Origin of the sequence: Rhizobium sp. RAF56 (genome assembly GCF_052113965.1) — a bacterium.
Classification (GTDB): Bacteria; Pseudomonadota; Alphaproteobacteria; order Rhizobiales; family Rhizobiaceae; genus Rhizobium.
This window is the reverse complement of the sequence record NZ_JBFRDU010000001.1, coordinates 1-18,256: the sequence shown is the minus strand read 5'-3', so window position 1 is coordinate 18,256 and position 18,256 is coordinate 1. Positions and strand designations below refer to the sequence as shown.

Genomic DNA, 18,256 nt, shown 5'->3' with positions numbered 1-18,256 from the left:
GTATATAAAATTTAGCATTCGTTCTATTAATCTTTTCAAAAGAAATCTCGGTTAGATAGTAAGTGTGTCTCGTTGGGGGTTGGGAGTTCGCCTATGAGTTCGGTGATTACGCCTAAGGCGCCGGCTCCGGATGTCGCGGGGCAAATAACCTACGCCATGCGCTCGATGGGGGTTGCTCCCATACCGCGCAACTACGAGCTTTTCTACGAAGCCTACATCGGATCCAATCCCGCGCTGACGCGCGATCTCGCGGCCCTTGGCGGCACGGCGACCCAGGAAGAATTAGACGCCCTGGGGGCGCAGTACTTCACGCACAATGCCGGCGCGGTCTTCGACAACGCCCACACGCGGATCGTTGCCGAACTCGACAACGTCCTGCGCGTGCTGCGGCAGGAGCAGAACTCACTCGAGAGCTACAACAAGCTGCTCGGCGAAACGGTCCGCCGGATCAACTCCAAGAACAGCTCCAGCGCCGATCTCCTTCGCAACGCCATCGCACTCCTCAGCGAAGCCACGGGCGACACGATCTCGCATGGCGAAAAGACCGTCGAGGACGTCAGCCAGCGCTCCCAGGAAATGGACCAGGTGCGCAAGGAACTCGACGAGTACAAGCGGATCGCCAATACCGACTCGCTGACGCGGCTCTCAAATCGCCGCGCCTTCGACGACCGGCTTGCCGCTGTCTTCAACAATTCCATGAACAAGCCGGTCACGGCACTGGTGCTGGCCGATATCGACCACTTCAAGGCGATCAACGACCGCTACGGACACCCGGTCGGTGACAAGATCCTCGCCACCGTGGCCTCCGTCATTCGCGCCAATGTGCGCCGAGACATTTTCGTTGCCCGCACCGGCGGCGAGGAATTCGCGCTCTTGATCGAAGGCAACACCGCCGACGAGGTCATGACGATGTGCGAACGCGTTCGCCGAACGCTCGAAGCCACGCCGTTCAAGAATTCGCGCACCCGCATCAACTACGGACCGATCACCATTTCGCTCGGCGTATGCATGGCATCGGAGGCCGCCGAACCCGGCGAACTCTACAGCAAGACGGATATCGCGCTCTATGGCGCCAAGAATACCGGCCGCAACTGCACTTTCCTCTACGAGGAGGGGATGCAGAAGGACTTTGCGAAGAGCTGGCTTATCTACAAGACGGACGCCACCTAAAGCTTTTCCCGGATTCTACGACGCGCGTCTGGCCTCGGTCTCGATGGGTGCCTCTGCGATCTGCGGACGTTCCTTCATTTGCTCGGCCGGAGTGCGCTCGTCGAGAAACTCGCGGATGGCGGAAAGCACCGGCTCGGCGCTGACGATGCGGCGATGACCGAAACCGTTTGCCCAGAACATTCGGACATGATCGCCGGCGGCAGCGTAGGCACGGGCGTGATCAGCGCTCACCTCCTTGTCGTCCTCGGCGTGGACGACGAGAACGGGTTTGCCAAGCGCGCCCGCTGCCGCGCCTGCATCGAATTCTTCAAGTCTGCGGCCGGTGACACGGCCCACCTCCGCCTCAAGCGCTGCTTGCGCCGGCGCCCTCAATCCGATCATCTTTCCGAAGCTTGTGAAGAGATAGAGCATTTCGCTCGGCGAACCGATCACCACCATCCTGTCGGCCGCGACCGCTGTGACTTCGGGCAACAGCCCGGCCACCGAAACCATCGTCGACGCGCCCCCGAAGGAATGACCTATCGTCGCGTCGAAACGGCCGAATCTTGATTGCGCGGCAGCGATGGCCGCCACTGCCAGCCGCATATTCAGAAACCGACCCGGAGCGCGGCCATGGCCGGGAAAATCGAGCGCCACGACCTCGGCGCCAGTTTCGGCCAGTGAAAGCACCAGATCCGTCATGTAGGCGATCGACGATCCCCAGCCGTGCAGGACGAGATAGCGCCGCCGCGGACCCATTGCGCCGCCGTTCCAGCGGTAGGCGAACGCCTGCCCACCATCGAAAGAAAGCGCGATCCGTTCCGCTCCTTTGAGCCGCGCCTCCCCCTCGGCATGAACCGCCCTCGCCTTCTGCCCCTTCGGCCGGCGCGACGGCGTCAGGCAGAAGAGATGGAAAGCCGCCTTTCCGGCAAGCGTCGGCGAAAGCGCTGACAATCCGGAGAAAACAAGGCGGGTGACCTTGAGCGCGTTGGATGGCATATTGTGAATCCGAAAATGCTCAAGACTGAACAATAAAAAGTACAACGATGAACAAAAATCAAGCCTTTCCTTGGGATCATCCCCGTTTTCGCAGCTGGATCGCGGTCGCCCGGGCCTGCCAGATGATGCAGCAGTCGTTGACGCGCGCCTTGAACGACCTCGACCTCAAGCCGCCGCACCTAGACATCCTGATCAACCTCTACCGTTTCGAGGGAATCTCGCAGCAGGAACTGGCGCACAAACTCCTGGTGGGGCGCTCGAACATGAGCATGCTCCTGCCGCAGATGGAAAAGCGCGGACTGATCGAACGGCGCGGCGACGAGCGCGACAAGCGCGTCTGGCGACTTCACCTCACAAGTGAAGGACGGCGAGTGACGGAGCAGGCGATGACGATCCAGACCGCCCTTATCGAGCGCACGCTGGCAAAGACCCCGATCGATCAGTGCATGACGATCGCCGCTACCATGGAGCAAGTCATCGTCCTGCTGCAGCAGGACGAACGGCAGGACCAGAGTGCCGGGTAAGCTCGGGATGACGCTGGAGCGCCCTCGCTTCCTATCAGCGTGGCTTCTCCGAAACATCTCGGCTCATGCCCTTGGCCTTCAACTCGTCCTCGTAAGCCGCAAACAGTTCAGGGCCTTTCTCGCCGAGTTCCCTGAGATAGACCCAGGTGTAGATACCGGTGTCGTGCATGTCGTCGAAGCCGAGGCGGACGGCATAGTTGCCGGTCGGCGTAACGGCTATGATGGCGACGTTGCGCTTGCCCGGCACCGTCAGCTTCTGCCCCGGCCCGTGCCCCTGCACTTCCGCCGAGGGGGAAAGCACACGCAGCATCTCGGCCGGAAGATCGAAGTGCGCGCCGTCGTCGAAGGTCACGAGAAGGTGCTGCCGGTCCTTTGAAACCTTCAGTTCGGTCGGCCAGACATCGCTCATCGATTTTCCCCACGCTCGTCCCGGATGTTTGAGGAGTAGGACGGCATCTGCGGCGGTGCAAGCCCGTTTTCGCCATATGCTGCCTGCGAGCGCCGGCTTGCGGCTTTCGCCGGTCCTAATCTGATGATAAGGCGGGCCGTCCCGACCAATAGATGCGACCGCATGCCAAAATTCTCCGCCAATCTCGGCTTCCTTTGGCCGGACATACCTCTCCTCGCGCGGATCGAGGCAGCAGCCCGCGCTGGTTTCGTGGCAATCGAATTGCACTGGCCTTACGACACGCCGGCGCTGGACGTACGAGATGCCTGTGTGGCGCACGGCGTCCGACTGCTAGGGCTGAATGCCGCCTTCGGCGATGCGGCAAGCGGCGATTTCGGTCTGGCGGCCCTGGAAGGCCGGCGGGCGGATTTCGAAGCGTCCGTGCTGCAGGCGATCGCCTACGCGCGCGAAGCGGGAGCGTCGGCGATCCATGTGCTGGCCGGCAACGTGCCGCAGGAAAGGAAGCGGCAAGCGAGCGCCGTGTTCGTGGAAAACCTCAGCTTCGCCGCGCGCGAGGCACCCGACCTGACGCTTCTCCTCGAACCGCTCAACAGGCGCGACCGGCCGGGTTACTTCTATTCGACCATTGAGGAGGCCGCGCAACTGATCGAAGAGGTCGCCGCCCCCAATCTGGCCCTGATGTTCGACGTTTATCATGTTGCGATCAGCCAGGGCGACGTGCTTCGCCGCCTTCGAAAATTCATGCCCTTGATCGGCCATGTCCAGATCGCAGCCGTGCCGAGCCGGGCCGAGCCCGACGAGGGTGAAATCGCCTATGGGGCGGTCTTTGCGGAACTCGATCGTCTCGGCTACGGCGGATGGGTCGGCTGCGAATATCGCCCACGCGGTGCTACGGACGACGGTCTGCGCTGGACGCAGTCGCTCGGGGTTCGGCTGTCATGAGCTTTGAAGACCGAACGAAGGCGCAACTGGACGCCCGCCTGTCCATTTCGGCGGTTTCCCTTGACCTAACAATCGCCTAAGCACACATTTAGAGGGATGTGGAGATTATCGTGAATAGCATCGTTGGCCCTGTCGGCAGCGCCTCTCCGCTTGGTGCGGAAACGTCCCCCATGATCGACCCTTTCGGCCGGGCGGTCACCTATCTGCGTGTTTCAGTGACCGACCGCTGCGACTTCCGCTGCAGCTATTGCATGTCCGAGCACATGACATTTCTTCCCAAGAAGGATTTGCTGACGCTCGAAGAGCTGGAACGCCTCTGTTCGGCCTTCGTCGCCAAGGGCGTGCGCAAGATCAGATTGACGGGCGGCGAGCCTTTGGTTCGCAAGAACATCATGTTCCTCGTCCGTGCGCTCGGGCGAAAAGTGGATGCCGGTGAGCTCGACGAACTGACGATCACCACGAATGGTTCGCAGCTGGCCCGGTACGCTGAGGAACTCCATGACTGCGGCGTCAGGCGCATCAACGTTTCGCTCGATACGCTCGATCCCGACAAATTCCGCGCCATCACCCGCTGGGGCGATCTTGCCAAGGTGATGGAGGGGATCGATGCCGCACAGAAAGCCGGCCTCCGTATCAAGCTGAATGCCGTAGCGCTCAAGGATTTCAACGAAGCGGAAATTCCCGAACTTCTGCGCTTCGCCCATGGCCGCGGCATGGACCTGACTGTCATCGAGACGATGCCCATGGGCGAAATCGAGGAGGACCGGACGGACCGCTACCTGCCGCTGTCCAAGCTTCGCGCCGATCTCGAACGTCAGTTCACGCTAACCGATATCGGCTACCGCACCGGCGGCCCTGCCCGTTATGTCCAGGTTGCGGAAACGGGTGGCAGGCTCGGCTTCATAACGCCGCTCACCCATAATTTCTGCGAGCGTTGCAATCGCGTGCGCCTGACCTGCACCGGCACGCTCTATATGTGTCTCGGGCAGAACGACGCAGCCGACTTGCGCCTGCCGCTGCGCGCCTCCGACGACGACGCCCTGCTCTTCTCAGCTATCGATGAAGCCATCACGCGTAAGCCGAAGGGACACGACTTCATCATCGACCGGGAACACAATCGCCCCGCCGTCGCCCGCCATATGAGTGTCACCGGGGGCTGACGGGCCGGCGCCGGCGACGCTCCAAACAAACTCGCGTCCTCCGTGCAACAGTGGGCGCAAATAGACACCACATCCTCAGGAAGTTCGCCCTCCTTATCATTCTCATCCGGCCGGATCCAAGCTAGACGTGCGCACGGAGAGACGGGGGAATCGGTTCATGGCGCGCACGAGGAATACGCAGGGTGCACTTTACATGGCCGCGGCCATGGCCGCCTTCTCGTGCAGCGACGCGCTATCGAAATCGGTGATTTCGGTGATGAATGCCGGCCAGATCATGTTTCTGCGCGGCATCGTCACAAGCATCCTCGTCTATCTGCTGGCGTGCCGCATGGGCGCGTTGCGGTCGTGGAAGGTCATTCTGCAGCCGATGGTGATGCTGCGGGTCATCTTCGAGGCGCTCGCCGCCGCCACCTATATCACCGCACTCGGCATGATGCCGATCGCCAACGCTTCGGCCATTCTGCAGTCGCTGCCGCTCGCCGTCACCCTGTTCGCCGCGCTGTTTCTCAAGGAACCCGTCGGCTGGCGGCGCTGGTCGGCGATCGTCATCGGCTTCATCGGCGTGCTGATCATCATCAGGCCAGGGCCGCAGGGCTTCACGGCCGCGACGTTGCTCGTCGTCGCGAGCGTCTTCGTCACCGCCGGTCGCGATCTTGCGACCCGTTACGTCGACAAGGACGTGCCCTCTTTGATGGTGACGGTCTGCACCGCGATCTTCATCACCTTCTTCGGTGCGGCGCTGATCGCGCCCTTCGGCGGCTGGAGGCCCATCACCCCGACGTCGCTCACCCACATCATCCTCGCCGCCGTCATGGTACTGATCGGCTATCAGACGGTAATCCAGGCGATGCGCACCGGCGACATTTCCGTCGTCGCGCCGTTCCGCTATTTGAGCCTCATCTTTTCCGCGCTGCTCGGCCTGATATTCTTCGGCGAAATGCCGGATTTCTGGACTGGCGTCGGTTCGCTGATTGTCATCGCTTCCGGACTCTATACCTTCTATCGCGAAAGCAAGCGGCCGCAGGCAACGCCGCTGGCCCAGGAATCCGAGCCGCGCGTACCGGCATAGAGATAGACCGATGAGAGGTTTGGCGCTGACACCGCAGTCCATCCCCGCCGTCATCCTTGCCGGCGGGCGTTCCAGTCGCATGGGCAGCAACAAGGCCTTCGCAATCCTCGGAAGCGAAACCCTGTTGGCGCGCGTTGCGCGGAGGGTCGCCCCGCAGGCCAAGAGCGTGACGCTCAATGCGGATCCGGACTGGCCCGATGCGCTTGGCCTCGACCTCGTCGCCGATCCCGTCGAGGGCAAGGCCGGGCCGCTTGCGGGTGTCCTGGCCGCTCTGCTCCACACGATCGAGCACCATCCCACCGCCTCGCATGTTGCGACCGTTGCGGTCGACAGCCCATTCTTTCCGCCGGACCTGATCGCAACGCTTGCCGACTCGATCCGCGCTGTGGATGAGATAGCGGTCGCCACCTGCGAAAGCCGCGAGCATTCGGTATTCGGCCTCTGGCCGGTCAGTGCCGCGGATGATTTGCGCCACTTCATCGCCGAGGACGAGAAACGCCGGGTCAGAGGCTTCCTCGAACGCCACGCCGTCAAGCGCGTGAATTTTCCCGCGATCGAGACGCTGGCAGGCAGGTTCGATCCCTTCTTCAACGTCAATGCGCCTGACGACCTGATCGCGGCGCGAGCATGGCTGGAGGCCCTGGAAGGATGATGTCGCCCGCAAACACCACACAAGCCGCCCCAAGGATCTTCGGTATCGCCGGCTGGAAGAATTCCGGCAAGACCGGGCTGATGGTACGTCTTGTCGCCGAATTCACGCGCCGGGGCTACCTGGTTTCAACGATCAAGCATGCCCATCACGACTTCGACATCGACAAGGTCGGCGCCGATAGCTTTCGCCATCGCGAGGCCGGCGCCCATGAAGTGACGATCGTGTCCGGCACGCGCTTTGCCATCATGCACGAGCTGCGCGGTGGCCCAGAGCCGAGCTTCGAGGAGATCCTCGCCCGTATCGCACCCTGCGATCTGGTGCTGATCGAGGGGTACAAGCGCGAGCCGATCCCGAAGATCGAGGCGCGCCGGCAAGAAGCGGCCAATCGCGAGCCGCTCGCACCGCAAGACCCCCATATCGTCGCCATCGCCTCCGACCACCCCGTCGATGACGCAGGCTCGCTTGCCGTCTTCGATCTCGACGACACGCAGACGATCGCCGACTTTATCGCGACGAAGCTAGGGCTGCCTGAAAAGGGATAGAGGCCGCGGGCGATGGCCTTAGGTCAGCACAGTGGCCGCCGTTCTCCCGGCGGCCACTGTTGGGAGGCATCTCAATCCCGCTGCGCGACCGGGCGCACCAGCGCGGTGACGCGGCGGATGGTAACGCGGCGGTTTTCCTGTTCCGGACCCGCCGTATTCACCTTCAGGTACTGCTCGCCGTAGCCCTGTGTCGTCAGGTTTTCCGGCGGTATGCCGTAGACATCCGTGAGCAGGTTGGCGACGGATTCGGCGCGTTCGTCGGACAGGATCAGGTTGCTTTGCGCCGCGCCGACGGCGTCCGTGTGGCCTTCGATCAGGAAGGTCTCGCTCGGCTCCTTTTCCACGATCTTGCTGATCGCATCGGCAATTCCGCGCAGCGTCTTTGCCTGGGCCATCGGGATATCGGCGCTGCCGGTCGCAAAGGTGATCGTATCAAGGTCGATGCGCCGGACCTTGTCACGGATACGGGCGGAGTAGCGCACTTCATTCAGCGAATAGACCCGCTCCACCGGTTCGACCGGCGGCTCGCGCAGGAAGTCGTAGTAGTCGCGGTTGCGGTCGCCGCTGGTGTCGATGATGTACTGGTTCAGCGGGATGCGCAGCCGCATCGGCGGCAGTTCGTCGCCGGGATCGCGGAAGTAGTCGTCGCCATAGCGCTGGTCCTCCAGCTCCGGCGAGTAGAACAGCACGTATTCACGGCCACGCGCATCTATGCGGGAACGCTGGATGACGTCGCCGTAGCGGTTGCGCACGGTGACGATGCGATCACCATCCGGGCGCGCAATGGTTTCGCGATAGCGGTCGCGCGCGAGCTCTTCATAAACCGGGCGCTCGCCGTCGCGGGTGAAGCGTCGCGAATCGTCATGGCGAACAAAGGCGCCGTCGCCGTAGTTCATGATAACGCGGTTGTCGCGGCTATCCTGGATCTGGGCCCCCTGGGGAGCTGCGAAAGACGGACGACGGTCAAGGCGCCGGCCCTGTTCGCTGGTCACCGCCTCGATGCGAACCGGAGCCTGGTTGCCACCGCCGACACGCTGCGCGTCGGCATCCGAGGTCGGCGCGCGCACGGTCGCGGGCGCTGCCGGCTGAGCGGCCTGTCCTTGTCCGTCCTGTTGCCCGTTCTGTTGACCGTTCTGACGTTGACCACGATGCCCGCGACGGGCGGCGTCCTTGTCGCTGTCGAGCACGGCGGCGCCGTTCTGCACCGGCAAGATCACCGGGCCTGTGCTTGCGGCGGGGTTCTCCGCGATCTTCTTGCGGCGTTCGAGTTCCGCGGGCGAGACCTGCTCGCCGCCGAGCGGTGCGGCTTCCTGCACGCCGCCCGAAGGTGCTGCTGGTGCCGCCTCGGCCTTGGCGGGCGCGGTTGGCTCGGCGGGAGCCGGCGTGTTTTCCGCAGGCGCGGCAGCCTTCTCGGGCGCCGGTGGCTGCTGGGCCGGCTGGGGCTGTACCGCCTCCTTCGCACCCTCGGTCTGCGCGGGCGCCTCTCCGGCCGGCTGCGCCGGTTCGGCGGATTGCTCCTGCTTCTTCTGGTGCTTCTTCGGCGGTTGCTGTTCGGCAGGTGCCGGTGCGGCCTGCTGCTGGCCCTCCGCGGCTGGCTGAGTCGGTTCAGCGGCAGGCTGCGCCGGTTCGGCGGACTGTTCCTGCTGCTTCTTCTGGTGCTTCTTTGGAGGCTGCTGTTCAGCCGGCGCGGGCTCGGCCTGCTGCTGGCCCTCCGCGGCTGGCTGCGCCGGTTCGGCGGACTGTTCCTGCTTCTTCTGGTGCTTCTTGGGCGGCTGCTGTTCCGCCGGCGCGGGTGCGGCCTGCTGCTGAACCTCGGCGGCGGGCGGCGCCGGTTCGGCGGACTGCTCCTGCTGCTTTTGGTGCTTCTTGGGTGGCTGCTGTTCTACCGGTGCGGGCGCGGCCTGCTGCTGCTCGACGGCCGGCTGGGCCAGCGCTGCGGGCTCTTCCTGCTGCTTGTGCTTCTTGTGAGGCTGCTGCTCTTCCTGCGCTTGTACCGGCTGCGCTTCCGGCTGAGCTGGCGCCGCGGGTGCCTGCGGCTGCTCTGCCTGGACTGGCGCTGGCTGGGCTTCGCCCTGCCCCTCTGCCGCGTGCTGCTTGTGCTTGGGCTTCAATTCCTCTTCCGCTGCGGCCGGCGCCTGTTCCGGCGCTGCCTGCTGCTGCGGCTCCGCCGGCGGCTGTGGCTGTTCCGGTTGCGTCTGCTCCTGGGCAACCTCGATGCCATCAGCTCCCTGCACGTCCGCCGCCGCGACGCTGACGGGTGCCACCGCCGGCTCGCGCAACAGGGCAGCGCCTGCCGGCTGCAGCATCAGCGAAAGCGACAACAGCGGAAAGGCGGCACTTGCGAACAGTCTGGATCTGGTACCCATGAGGTCTCCTCTTTCAATTTGATTCTTCGTCTCGAAAAACGAGCCATGCTGCACATCGTCAAGCAATGGGGCCGATTTCCGATCCGGCGGAGGCCAAATCACGGCCTTCCGCAGTTTGTTCCGAACTTTCTAGGAAGCGCGGAATTAACCCGCCATGAACATGACTGCCAGCCACCGTTCAGCTTGCCGCCCTGAAAAGGCCCATTAACCCCGCATATGCGACGCAATACCCCGTTGCATTTTTGCTCAAAACGAGAAGAGTGTCTTATTAAGGCGAGCCTAATAAAGCTGCAGCCGATTATGCCGCCGTCGAAAACAACAAGAGCCGGCGGCCACCAACAGAGAGGAAGAACATGCGCAATTCCACCCGTTTGCTCGCTGCCGTGTCGCTCGCCGTCATGTCGCTCGCCGGCGGCGCTGCAATGGCTGAAGACACACTGACCTTCGGCACAGACGCCACTTACCCGCCCTTCGAATCGCTCGACGCGTCGGGCAAGTTCCAGGGCTTCGACATCGAAGTCGTCCAGGCACTCTGCGATCACATGAAGATCACGTGCACCTTCGTGAACCAGGACTTTGACGGCATCATTCCGGCCCTGCAGGCCAAGAAGTTCGACGCCATCATTTCGTCCATGTCGATCACGCCGGAGCGCCTGAAGAAGGTTGACTTCACGTCCAAGGTCTACAACACGCCGCCGGCCGTCGCCGTGCCTAAGGATTCGAAGATCACCGAGCCGACCAATGCCGGTCTTGCCGGCAAGACCATCGGCGCGCAGTCCTCGACCACCCACGCCAACTACGCGACCGTCCACATGAAGGATGCGGAGCTGAAGCTCTATCCGACGCCCGACGAGTACAAGCTCGATATCGCTTCCGGACGCCTCGATGCCGTCATCGACGACGTCGTCGTTCTCTCGGAATGGACGAAGTCCGAATCCGGCAGCTGCTGCAAGGTCCTCGGCACCCTGCCCGTCGACAAGGAGATCAACGGCGAAGGCGCCGGCATTGCAGTTCGCAAGGGCGACGACGCGCTCCGCGAAAAGCTGAACGAAGCCATCAAGACGATCCGTACCGACGGCACCTACAAGAAAATTCAGGACAAGTATTTCGATTTCGACGTCTACGGCGGTTGATCCGCTATAGATTTCTTGCGACAGGTGAATGGCGGAAGACTTGCTCTTCCGCCATTTTTGATTGAGAACAGTAAGATAAGATAAATTCGGCGTGAAGCCGCAGGGGAATTATGGCATGAGCGGATTGTTTTCCGCCCTCGGCTCGTTTTGGGCCTGGTTGAACACGATTTTCGATCCTTTATGCGGGCCTGCCGGCCTCTTCACCTGGTTGGGCCGCGGCACGATCATTGCTTGCGGCGACGCTGGCTGGGGCGATGAAATAGCCTTTGGCCTGAAGGTGACGATCAGCGTCGCCTTGGCCACGCTTCCTGTCGGGCTTTCGATTGGCTTCCTGGTCGCGCTTGCCCAGCAGTCCGAGGAGCGGTCGCTCAGAACCGCCGCCGGCATCTTCACCACCATCTTTCGCGGCCTGCCAGAGCTGCTGACGCTCTTCATCGTCTATTACGGCATGCAGATCCTCATCCAGGCCGTCCTCGCCTCCTTCGGCTATGACGGCCGCGTCGAGATCAACGCCTTCGTCGCCGGCATGATCGCCCTTGCCGTCGTCTTTTCGGCCTATTGCTCGGAAGTTCTCCTGTCGGCGTTCAAGGCGATCCCGAAGGGACAATACGAAGCCGGGGATTCGCTCGGTTTCCACCGCGGCCGTACCATGTCGCTCATCATCGTTCCGCAACTGATCCGCATCGCCCTGCCGGGCCTCGGGAACCTCTGGATGAGCCTGCTGAAGGATACGTCCTACGTCTCGATCATCGGTCTCTCCGACATCCTGCGCCAGACGGGCATCGCGGTGCGCTACACCAAGCAGCCGTTCTTCTTCTATCTGATCGCCTGCCTGCTTTATCTGCTGCTGGCCGTGATCTCCTCGGTGGGGCTCGGCTACATCGATCGCTGGACCAAGCGCGGGGAGGTACGTCGATGAGCCACGCCGCAGCTCTCATCCCGGCGCAACCCGCACCGCCGCGGACAAAGACGGCCGTGACCTCCGCGCGCCTTCTCGGCTACGGCCTGCTGGCGCTCTGGATCCTGTTCGGCCTGGCGCTCATCCTGCTCATGGTGACGAACTGGGACAACGACAAGTTCTTCAAATACGGCCCGCGCTTTCTAAGCGGCCTGTGGACCACCGTGACACTGGTCGTCATCTCCTTCATCTGCGGCGTGATCCTCTCGCTACCCGTGACGCTTGCGCGGATGTCGAAGAACCGCTTCCTCAACGGCCTTGCCTACGGCTACATCTACATCTTTCGCGGCACGCCCCTCTTGGCGCAGCTCTTTCTCATCTACTACGGGCTTGGCGCTTTCCGTCCGGAGCTCGAATCGGTCGGGCTTTGGTGGTTCTTCCGCGAAGCCTGGTATTGCGGCCTCTTCTCGCTGACGATCAATACGGCCGCCTATCAGGCCGAAATCCTGCGCGGCGCGATCCAAAGCGTGCCGCGCGGCCAGCACGAGGCCGCCGCCTCGCTCGGCATCCACACGCTGGTCACCCTCTATAAGGTCGTCATCCCGCAGGCGCTGATCGTGGCGCTTCGGCCTTACGGAAACGAGATCATCATCCTGGTGAAGAGTTCCGCGGTCGTGGCGATCATCACCGTCTACGACCTGATGGGCCAGACGCGCTACGCCTTCTCGCAGACCTACGACTACCAGACCTATCTCTGGGCGGCGATCTTCTATTTTGCGATCGTCGAGGCCCTGCGTCACCTCTGGGCGTCGATCGAGGCTCGCTTGACGCGGCATTTGAAGCGCTAGCGTAGCGGCGGCGGGCATCCGCGATGCGCTCGAGAACTGGCTTGCGTTTCGCGCAACGCCATGCGTTCTTTGTCTGTTCTTGAATTCAGCCGATCTTTGTGTCATGCCTGATCAGTCGCTTTCGTTTCGATCGCGACGGGGGCTGGGCTGGCCGTATGGACGATGCTGAAACGATCATCGCGATGGAGCGACGGGCGCTGGTGCGTTGGTGCAAAGGCGATCCATCCGGCTTTCTTGAGATCAGCGCACCCGACGTCGTCTATTTCGATCCGATAGTGCCCCGCCGTCTCGATGGTCTGGAGGCGCTGACGACTTACTACGAGGGCGTCCGTGGGAAGATCATCGCGGCACGTTTCGACATCCTTCATCCGCTGGTGCAGTTCATCGACAACACCGCGGTGCTGACCTTCAACTACATTTCCTATGAAGGCAACGAAGGACGGCGCCTGCGTTGGAACTGCACGGAGGTCTTCCGGCACGACCCCAACGGCTGGAAGATCGTCCAGACCCACTGGTCCCTCACGCAGAACGGGCGCTGACGTCCGAGCCTCGCCCTCAAGCCCATCACGAGCGACGGAGCGGACTCCGACTAGGCACCCACATTTAGCAGCACTCCCTGCCATGTGTTGCCAACATATTGATTTTTTGACATAAATTGCGTTCTTGCTACAATTCTCAAGCCTCGCTTAACCTTGGCGTGCTTCCATTTCGTGGTGGCGCACGCCACTCGCGGGCGCATTAGGAGAAAGCGAGAACCGCATGCACACTGAAATGGAAAAACAGCTCAAGGGCTATGGGCTCACAACCGCGCAGATCCTTTACCGCCTCCCCGACCATCAGGCGATCCTGCAGAGCTATGTCTGGCAGGACTACGACCTGGCGCCGGATTTTCCCGAGATGCGCAGTTTCCTGAAATTCTGGCAGGAGCGGCTGGACGGACCGCTCCACTCCGTGCGTTACGTGCACCGCAAGCTGATCTCGGCGACGGAATGGCGCGCGCTAAAGGGTGAACTCATCCTCCATTGAGGCAAACCGTCGATCCCGGCGTCAGACATGCGCCTCGCCGTGCGCCAGATCGCCCTCGTCCCTTTCGCGGTGAACGGTGGCGAAGAGAACGCCGGCATTGGCGATCAAGACGAGGATTATGACCAGCCAGCCCGGCACCGGGCCAAGAGCCGCGTTGTCGATCACATAGTACCAGGATTGTGGCTGCAACTGAGCCACCCCTTCCACCTGCAGCTTCGGCGTAGAGATTTTCAGGCTCCAGGCAAGAAACAGAATGAAATACATCCAGCAATAGTTACGCCCGAGCCGACGCTGGACCGCGTCGCGGTAGCTGAGCAGAAACACCGGCGCGCGCAGGCTCTTTGCAATCGCTGCGGCCCAATCCGGATGAAGCTCCGCCTCCGGCGACAGGATCTGCGCGAAATAGTTTCGCTCAAGCAAGCGAACCCTGGCACGGTAGACGTCGAAGAAGCGGTACCGCCGCGCCTCTATCAGCAATAGCAGCGTGACGAGCATCATGCCGAAGATCAGCACGCCATGATGCGAAGTCGGCGTCGAGAGCGAAACCGACAGCAGCGCCGCAACGACCGTGATCGCCCAATTCGTCGTCCTGTCGATGCGGTCGCGCCAACTGGTCATGCGCGCAAGTTCGCCGCGATAGTAGTGGCTAAGCGTATTGGTGATCTCGGAGGCTGTGGCAGGCAAGGAAGGCCGTTTCCGCTCGGTGGCGCCGCTGTCCAACAAGGTGTGTGTTGTAAGTTCCGAAGCCATGGCCGATCCTCCGATTTTCTTGGTCCTTGCGCTTTTTGTTTTTCAGCTGCGAACGCGCCCTCCGCGCGCCAAGCACCGCAAACGGGATTGTGCTCCCAGCGCGAAAGCATTGCAAAAGGCAAGCAGTCGCCGTAGAGGACTGAAAAACGAATGCTAGGTGACGCCATGAAGAAGATCGATGAAGAAGCTCTGGCAGAGGCCTATAACCGCGCGCTTGCCTTGGAGAAGTCCGGCGACGTCGACGCAGCCGTCAAGGCCTACCAGCACGTACTCGAGCTCGATCCTGATGACCACGGCGGCGCGGCCGTGAGGATCGCGTCCATGGGGCGCGGGGAAACGCCGATGAAGGCACCCGACGCCTATGTCGAGACGCTCTTCGACCAGCATGCGGAAGTCTTCGAAGACGTCCTCGTCGAACAGCTCGGCTATCATGTCCCGATGCTGGTGCGCCAGCGCCTGCAGGCGCTGCATCTCGGCCCGTTCCGTCGCCTGCTCGACCTCGGTTGCGGCACCGGGCTGACGGGCGGCACGCTGCGCGACGTGGTCGGCGACATGACCGGCATCGACATCTCCGAAAAGATGGTCGAGGTCGCCCACGAGAAGGATCTCTACGAGACCCTCTTCGTCGCCGAAGTCGAGGATTTTCTCGACGACAACGACGAGGAGCTCTTCGACATCATCACCGCCACCGACGTGCTGCCTTACCTCGGCGCGCTGGAGCCGCTCTTCTTTGGCGCAGCCGACAACATGACGCCGGGCGGCCTTTTCATCTTTTCCTCCGAGACGCTGCCCGAAGGCGTTCTTGCGGGCCGCTCCTTCATGGTCGGCCCGCACCAGCGCTTCGCCCACGCGCTTTCCTATATCCGCGACCGCCTCGCCGACACCGGCTTCGACGTGCTCGAAGTCACCGACATCAATGTCCGCATGGAAGACGGCAAGCCGACGCCCGGGCACCTTGTGATCGCCAAGTATCGCAGCGAGGCGTAGGCAGGGGGAAGCCGCCACGCTCGCGCAGGACATGAGATTGAACCAACCCTGAATTGCAGCCGATTTATAGAAGCGACCCCTAATATTCTGTAGCTTCATCGTTGCGGCGTTGGGGGATGTAGGGATGGAGCATGTACAGGATGCTTCCTGGCAGGGCGTTCTACTGATCGCGCTGCCTTGGCTCAAGAGCTTATGGGCGCAACTCGACGGGATAGCGCTGACGATCGCGCTTCTGACGCCGCTCCTCCTCCTGCATGGCCGGACCCAGGTGCGAAAACGCCGGTTGCGTCACCTGCGCGACTTCGTCGCCTCCTATCCCGCGACCGATCGCGCCGCCTCGGGTTCCGTGTCGGGTCCTGCGAACTCCGGCGGCCAGCAGCCGACCAATCCGTCGCTCGAGTTCGCCGTTTCCAAGTATACCTCCGATCTCCTGCCAACCGACCTTACCGGCGCAGACATGACCGTTCGTCGACGGCTGGAGGGGGCCATGTCGCTGCCTCGGCGCCTGATGAGGGGCGTCGGGTTCCAGATGTTGGTGTCGGCGCTCGGCTTTTCGATCCTGACCTATTTCGGCTTCAGCTACCTGCGCCTGGGAATAGGGAAGTGCCTGATAGCGGACGCCGCCTCTTGCGGCGCTCCCATAGTCACCAACCAACAATTGGAGCTTATCGGCGCAATCGCGTTCGCCGGAGCTTTTGTCAGCGCCCTCAGGATTTTCGTGCGAAGTCTCGCCGTCTTTGACCTCACCGCTTACACCTTCCTGCGACAATCCGCCGAGATACTAAGCTCGGTCATTGTCGTCGTTCTCCTCTTCCGCGCTTTCCCCGACCCGATCACGCCGGTGCAGACGTTGCTTCTCGGCGAGGGTACCAAACCGTCAGAAGACATTTCCTGGGTATGGATGGCGTTGGCACCCTTGCTGGCCATGCTGCCAGGCGGTGCCGTCAAATTCCTGTTTGTGCGGATGCAGAGCGTCGTCGGCTGGATCAAGCTGGACGACGATCGCTTCAATCGGATCACCCGCGCGGTGCCGCTCGACGTCATCGACGGCATCGACTACTGGACCCGCTTCCGCCTTGAGGAATGCGGCATCTTCGACGTCCAGAACCTTGCCACCTATAACCCGATCCTGCTGGACGTCGAGACGCCCTTTGGCATCTATCGCTGCATCGACTGGGTGGCGCAGGCGCAGCTCTGCTGCGTGACCGGACTGGAGCGCTTCCTGCTGCTTCGGGAAATGAACGTGCGAACGATCTTCGACCTCGAGCGGGCGATCGATTTCAACAGCGGCCGGACGGCAACCTGTACAACTGGCACGCCGGGCCCCGACGAATACGATACGATATTCGCTGGCATCCTCCTGATGGCGACCAGCACCATGAAAGACGTCAGTACCATCAGCGGCATCCAGCCCTTCATCAAGGAAGGCGACGCGATAAAGCTGGCGTCGATCGAGGACTACTGCCTCTGGGCGCGCCGGATGATCGCGACCGAGCCGAAACGGGAGAAGGCCTGCGTTGAGCATCTGATGGCCTGGATCTCGGATGACATCCATATCCGCCGCCTGCGGCGGATATGGCAGGACATGTCCGACAATCTCGGCCCGCGCTCTGCCCGGCTCGACAATCTTCCCGATGACGATGCCTGCCGCGACTGCAAACCCGAATGCCAACCTTGTGATCCGCCGCAGAGCGATAAGCCGGCCACCGACGAGAAGCCGGCACCGAATGCGAATGTTGCGGAAACCTCCGAGGCAGAAGTGAAGGACGATGACGCCCCTCCTGCGGACGTAGACAAGTGAGATGGACCTCGAAGGGCGCTATGCGCCAACTTTCTCCTCGCCCAGTATCGCCGCCAACAGCTTGCCCTCGAGCTCGGCAAGCGCCGGATTGCCGTGGCGGCGGGGGTGCGGGTGCGGGATTGCTAGGTCGAGCGCTATGCGACCCTGGTCGAGAACCACCACACGGTCGGCGAGGTGGACAGCCTCGCTGACGTCGTGGGTCACGAGCAGCGCCGTGAACCCGAGTTCCTTCCAGACGCGGGCGAGCAGCTGCTGCATGCTGATGCGCGTCAGCGCGTCAAGCGCGCCAAGCGGCTCGTCGAGCGCCAGGATGCCGGGGCGGCTGACCAGCGCGCGAGCAAGCGCCACGCGCTGACGCTGGCCACCGGAGAGACGGGCGGGCCACTCGCCGGCCTTTTCCGTGAGCTGCACTTCAGAGAGCACGGCGCCCACCTTGCGCTTCGCCTCCAGCGGCGGTGCCCCCTCGCCGAGCCCGACCGCCACATTGTCGGCGACCGTCGCCCACGGCAGCAACCGCGGTTCCTGAAAGACGATGCGGGCGTTCGGCCATGCCGCCTCTTCCCCGGCCGTCTTGAAAGTCACATGACCACCGGTTGGCTCGTCCAGACCCAACAGGATGCGCAGCAGTGTGCTCTTGCCGCAGCCGCTCTTGCCGATCACGGCCACGAACTGACCGGCGGGAACATCGAGATCGATGCCGCGCAGCACGCGGTTTCCGCCGAAGGTCTTTTCGAGGCCGCGGATGCGGATAGCGGCAGCGCCGGTCGCCGCCACCGGCGGACGCAGATCGCCGCCGGCCTCGTCCCCATTCGCGCTGTGGCGCTCGCGCTCGATGATTGCCATGGTCCTCTCCTTAGACCGTTTCCGTTTTTCTTCGAAACCACAGTACACGACTCAAGTTTGGCGGAAGCGTTTTGGGCAAGCGGTTGTCCATGCGAGTTCAGCGTTTTTGGGCTGATGGATGATATGGTTTCGCAGGGCATCGAAACCGATGCGGAACC

At 62.4% G+C, this 18,256-nt stretch carries 19 protein-coding genes; 14 read left to right on the top strand and 5 right to left on the bottom strand.

Annotated elements, in window-relative coordinates:
- Positions 1-93 precede the first annotated feature (93 nt).
- The gene (locus AB4048_RS00095) at positions 94-1,170 is read left to right on the top strand and encodes a GGDEF domain-containing protein (RefSeq protein ID WP_442199865.1); all 1,077 of its coding nucleotides are present in this window, start codon (positions 94-96) and stop codon (positions 1,168-1,170) included.
- Between the two features lie 15 nt (positions 1,171-1,185).
- Here AB4048_RS00095 and AB4048_RS00090 read toward each other — a convergent pair whose 3' ends face one another.
- Positions 1,186-2,148 (bottom strand): alpha/beta hydrolase, encoded by a 963-nt coding sequence (locus AB4048_RS00090; RefSeq protein ID WP_442199864.1) that lies wholly within the window; start codon positions 2,146-2,148, stop codon positions 1,186-1,188.
- Between the two features lie 47 nt (positions 2,149-2,195).
- On the opposite strand from AB4048_RS00090, the gene AB4048_RS00085 reads away from it, so the two are divergent.
- Positions 2,196-2,672, top strand: coding sequence for a MarR family winged helix-turn-helix transcriptional regulator (locus AB4048_RS00085; RefSeq protein WP_442199863.1), 477 nt, complete (start codon positions 2,196-2,198; stop codon positions 2,670-2,672).
- A 34-nt stretch (positions 2,673-2,706) separates the two neighbouring features.
- On the opposite strand, the gene AB4048_RS00080 is transcribed toward AB4048_RS00085, so the two are convergent.
- Entirely contained in the window at positions 2,707-3,081 is a 375-nt protein-coding gene (locus AB4048_RS00080) for a gamma-butyrobetaine hydroxylase-like domain-containing protein (RefSeq protein WP_442199862.1), read from the bottom strand.
- A 162-nt stretch (positions 3,082-3,243) separates the two neighbouring features.
- Here AB4048_RS00080 and AB4048_RS00075 point away from each other — a divergent pair, with 162 nt between their 5' ends.
- From AB4048_RS00075 to mobB, 5 genes are all read left to right on the top strand, one after another.
- Positions 3,244-4,023 carry a hydroxypyruvate isomerase family protein gene (locus AB4048_RS00075; RefSeq protein ID WP_442199861.1) on the top strand — a complete coding sequence of 260 codons (780 nt, stop codon included), beginning with the start codon at positions 3,244-3,246 and terminating at the stop codon, positions 4,021-4,023.
- 170 nt (positions 4,024-4,193) lie between these two features.
- Positions 4,194-5,183, top strand: coding sequence for a GTP 3',8-cyclase MoaA (moaA, locus tag AB4048_RS00070; protein WP_442200204.1), 990 nt, complete (start codon positions 4,194-4,196; stop codon positions 5,181-5,183).
- Between the two features lie 157 nt (positions 5,184-5,340).
- The gene (locus tag AB4048_RS00065; protein ID WP_442199860.1) at positions 5,341-6,252 is read left to right on the top strand and encodes a DMT family transporter; all 912 of its coding nucleotides are present in this window, start codon (positions 5,341-5,343) and stop codon (positions 6,250-6,252) included.
- A gap of 10 nt (positions 6,253-6,262) precedes the next feature.
- On the top strand, positions 6,263-6,904 hold the full coding sequence (mobA, locus tag AB4048_RS00060) for a molybdenum cofactor guanylyltransferase MobA (RefSeq protein WP_442199859.1): 642 nt from the start codon (positions 6,263-6,265) through the stop codon (positions 6,902-6,904).
- A complete protein-coding gene (mobB, locus tag AB4048_RS00055) occupies positions 6,904-7,446 on the top strand; it encodes a molybdopterin-guanine dinucleotide biosynthesis protein B (protein WP_442200203.1) in 543 nt (180 codons plus the stop codon). Before mobA ends, mobB begins: the two co-directional genes overlap by 1 nt.
- A gap of 71 nt (positions 7,447-7,517) precedes the next feature.
- Here the strand turns inward: mobB and AB4048_RS00050 are convergent, their stop codons facing one another.
- Positions 7,518-9,812 carry an OmpA family protein gene (locus tag AB4048_RS00050; protein ID WP_442199858.1) on the bottom strand — a complete coding sequence of 765 codons (2,295 nt, stop codon included), beginning with the start codon at positions 9,810-9,812 and terminating at the stop codon, positions 7,518-7,520.
- 353 nt (positions 9,813-10,165) lie between these two features.
- Between AB4048_RS00050 and AB4048_RS00045 the strand changes: the two genes are divergently transcribed.
- The 5 genes from AB4048_RS00045 to AB4048_RS00025 all read left to right on the top strand — a co-directional run bounded on the left by AB4048_RS00045 (position 10,166) and on the right by AB4048_RS00025 (position 13,717).
- Positions 10,166-10,945, top strand: coding sequence for a transporter substrate-binding domain-containing protein (locus AB4048_RS00045; protein WP_442199857.1), 780 nt, complete (start codon positions 10,166-10,168; stop codon positions 10,943-10,945).
- A gap of 115 nt (positions 10,946-11,060) precedes the next feature.
- Positions 11,061-11,864: an ABC transporter permease gene (locus tag AB4048_RS00040; RefSeq protein ID WP_442199856.1), complete on the top strand. Its 804-nt coding sequence runs from the start codon at positions 11,061-11,063 to the stop codon at positions 11,862-11,864.
- Positions 11,861-12,691 carry an ABC transporter permease gene (locus AB4048_RS00035; protein WP_442199855.1) on the top strand — a complete coding sequence of 277 codons (831 nt, stop codon included), beginning with the start codon at positions 11,861-11,863 and terminating at the stop codon, positions 12,689-12,691. Before AB4048_RS00040 ends, AB4048_RS00035 begins: the two co-directional genes overlap by 4 nt.
- A gap of 155 nt (positions 12,692-12,846) precedes the next feature.
- Entirely contained in the window at positions 12,847-13,230 is a 384-nt protein-coding gene (locus AB4048_RS00030; protein ID WP_442199854.1) for a YybH family protein, read from the top strand.
- A 220-nt stretch (positions 13,231-13,450) separates the two neighbouring features.
- A complete protein-coding gene (locus AB4048_RS00025; protein WP_442199853.1) occupies positions 13,451-13,717 on the top strand; it encodes an usg protein in 267 nt (88 codons plus the stop codon).
- A 21-nt stretch (positions 13,718-13,738) separates the two neighbouring features.
- On the opposite strand, the gene AB4048_RS00020 is transcribed toward AB4048_RS00025, so the two are convergent.
- Positions 13,739-14,467, bottom strand: a complete 729-nt coding sequence (locus tag AB4048_RS00020) for a DUF2270 domain-containing protein (protein WP_442199852.1) — start codon at positions 14,465-14,467, stop codon at positions 13,739-13,741.
- A 165-nt stretch (positions 14,468-14,632) separates the two neighbouring features.
- Between AB4048_RS00020 and AB4048_RS00015 the strand changes: the two genes are divergently transcribed.
- Positions 14,633-15,454 carry a methyltransferase domain-containing protein gene (locus AB4048_RS00015; RefSeq protein ID WP_442199851.1) on the top strand — a complete coding sequence of 274 codons (822 nt, stop codon included), beginning with the start codon at positions 14,633-14,635 and terminating at the stop codon, positions 15,452-15,454.
- Between the two features lie 124 nt (positions 15,455-15,578).
- Entirely contained in the window at positions 15,579-17,255 is a 1,677-nt protein-coding gene (locus tag AB4048_RS00010; protein WP_442199850.1) for a hypothetical protein, read from the top strand.
- An 18-nt stretch (positions 17,256-17,273) separates the two neighbouring features.
- On the opposite strand, the gene AB4048_RS00005 is transcribed toward AB4048_RS00010, so the two are convergent.
- Positions 17,274-18,098: an ABC transporter ATP-binding protein gene (locus tag AB4048_RS00005; RefSeq protein WP_442199849.1), complete on the bottom strand. Its 825-nt coding sequence runs from the start codon at positions 18,096-18,098 to the stop codon at positions 17,274-17,276.
- Between the last annotated feature and the right edge of the window lie 158 nt (positions 18,099-18,256).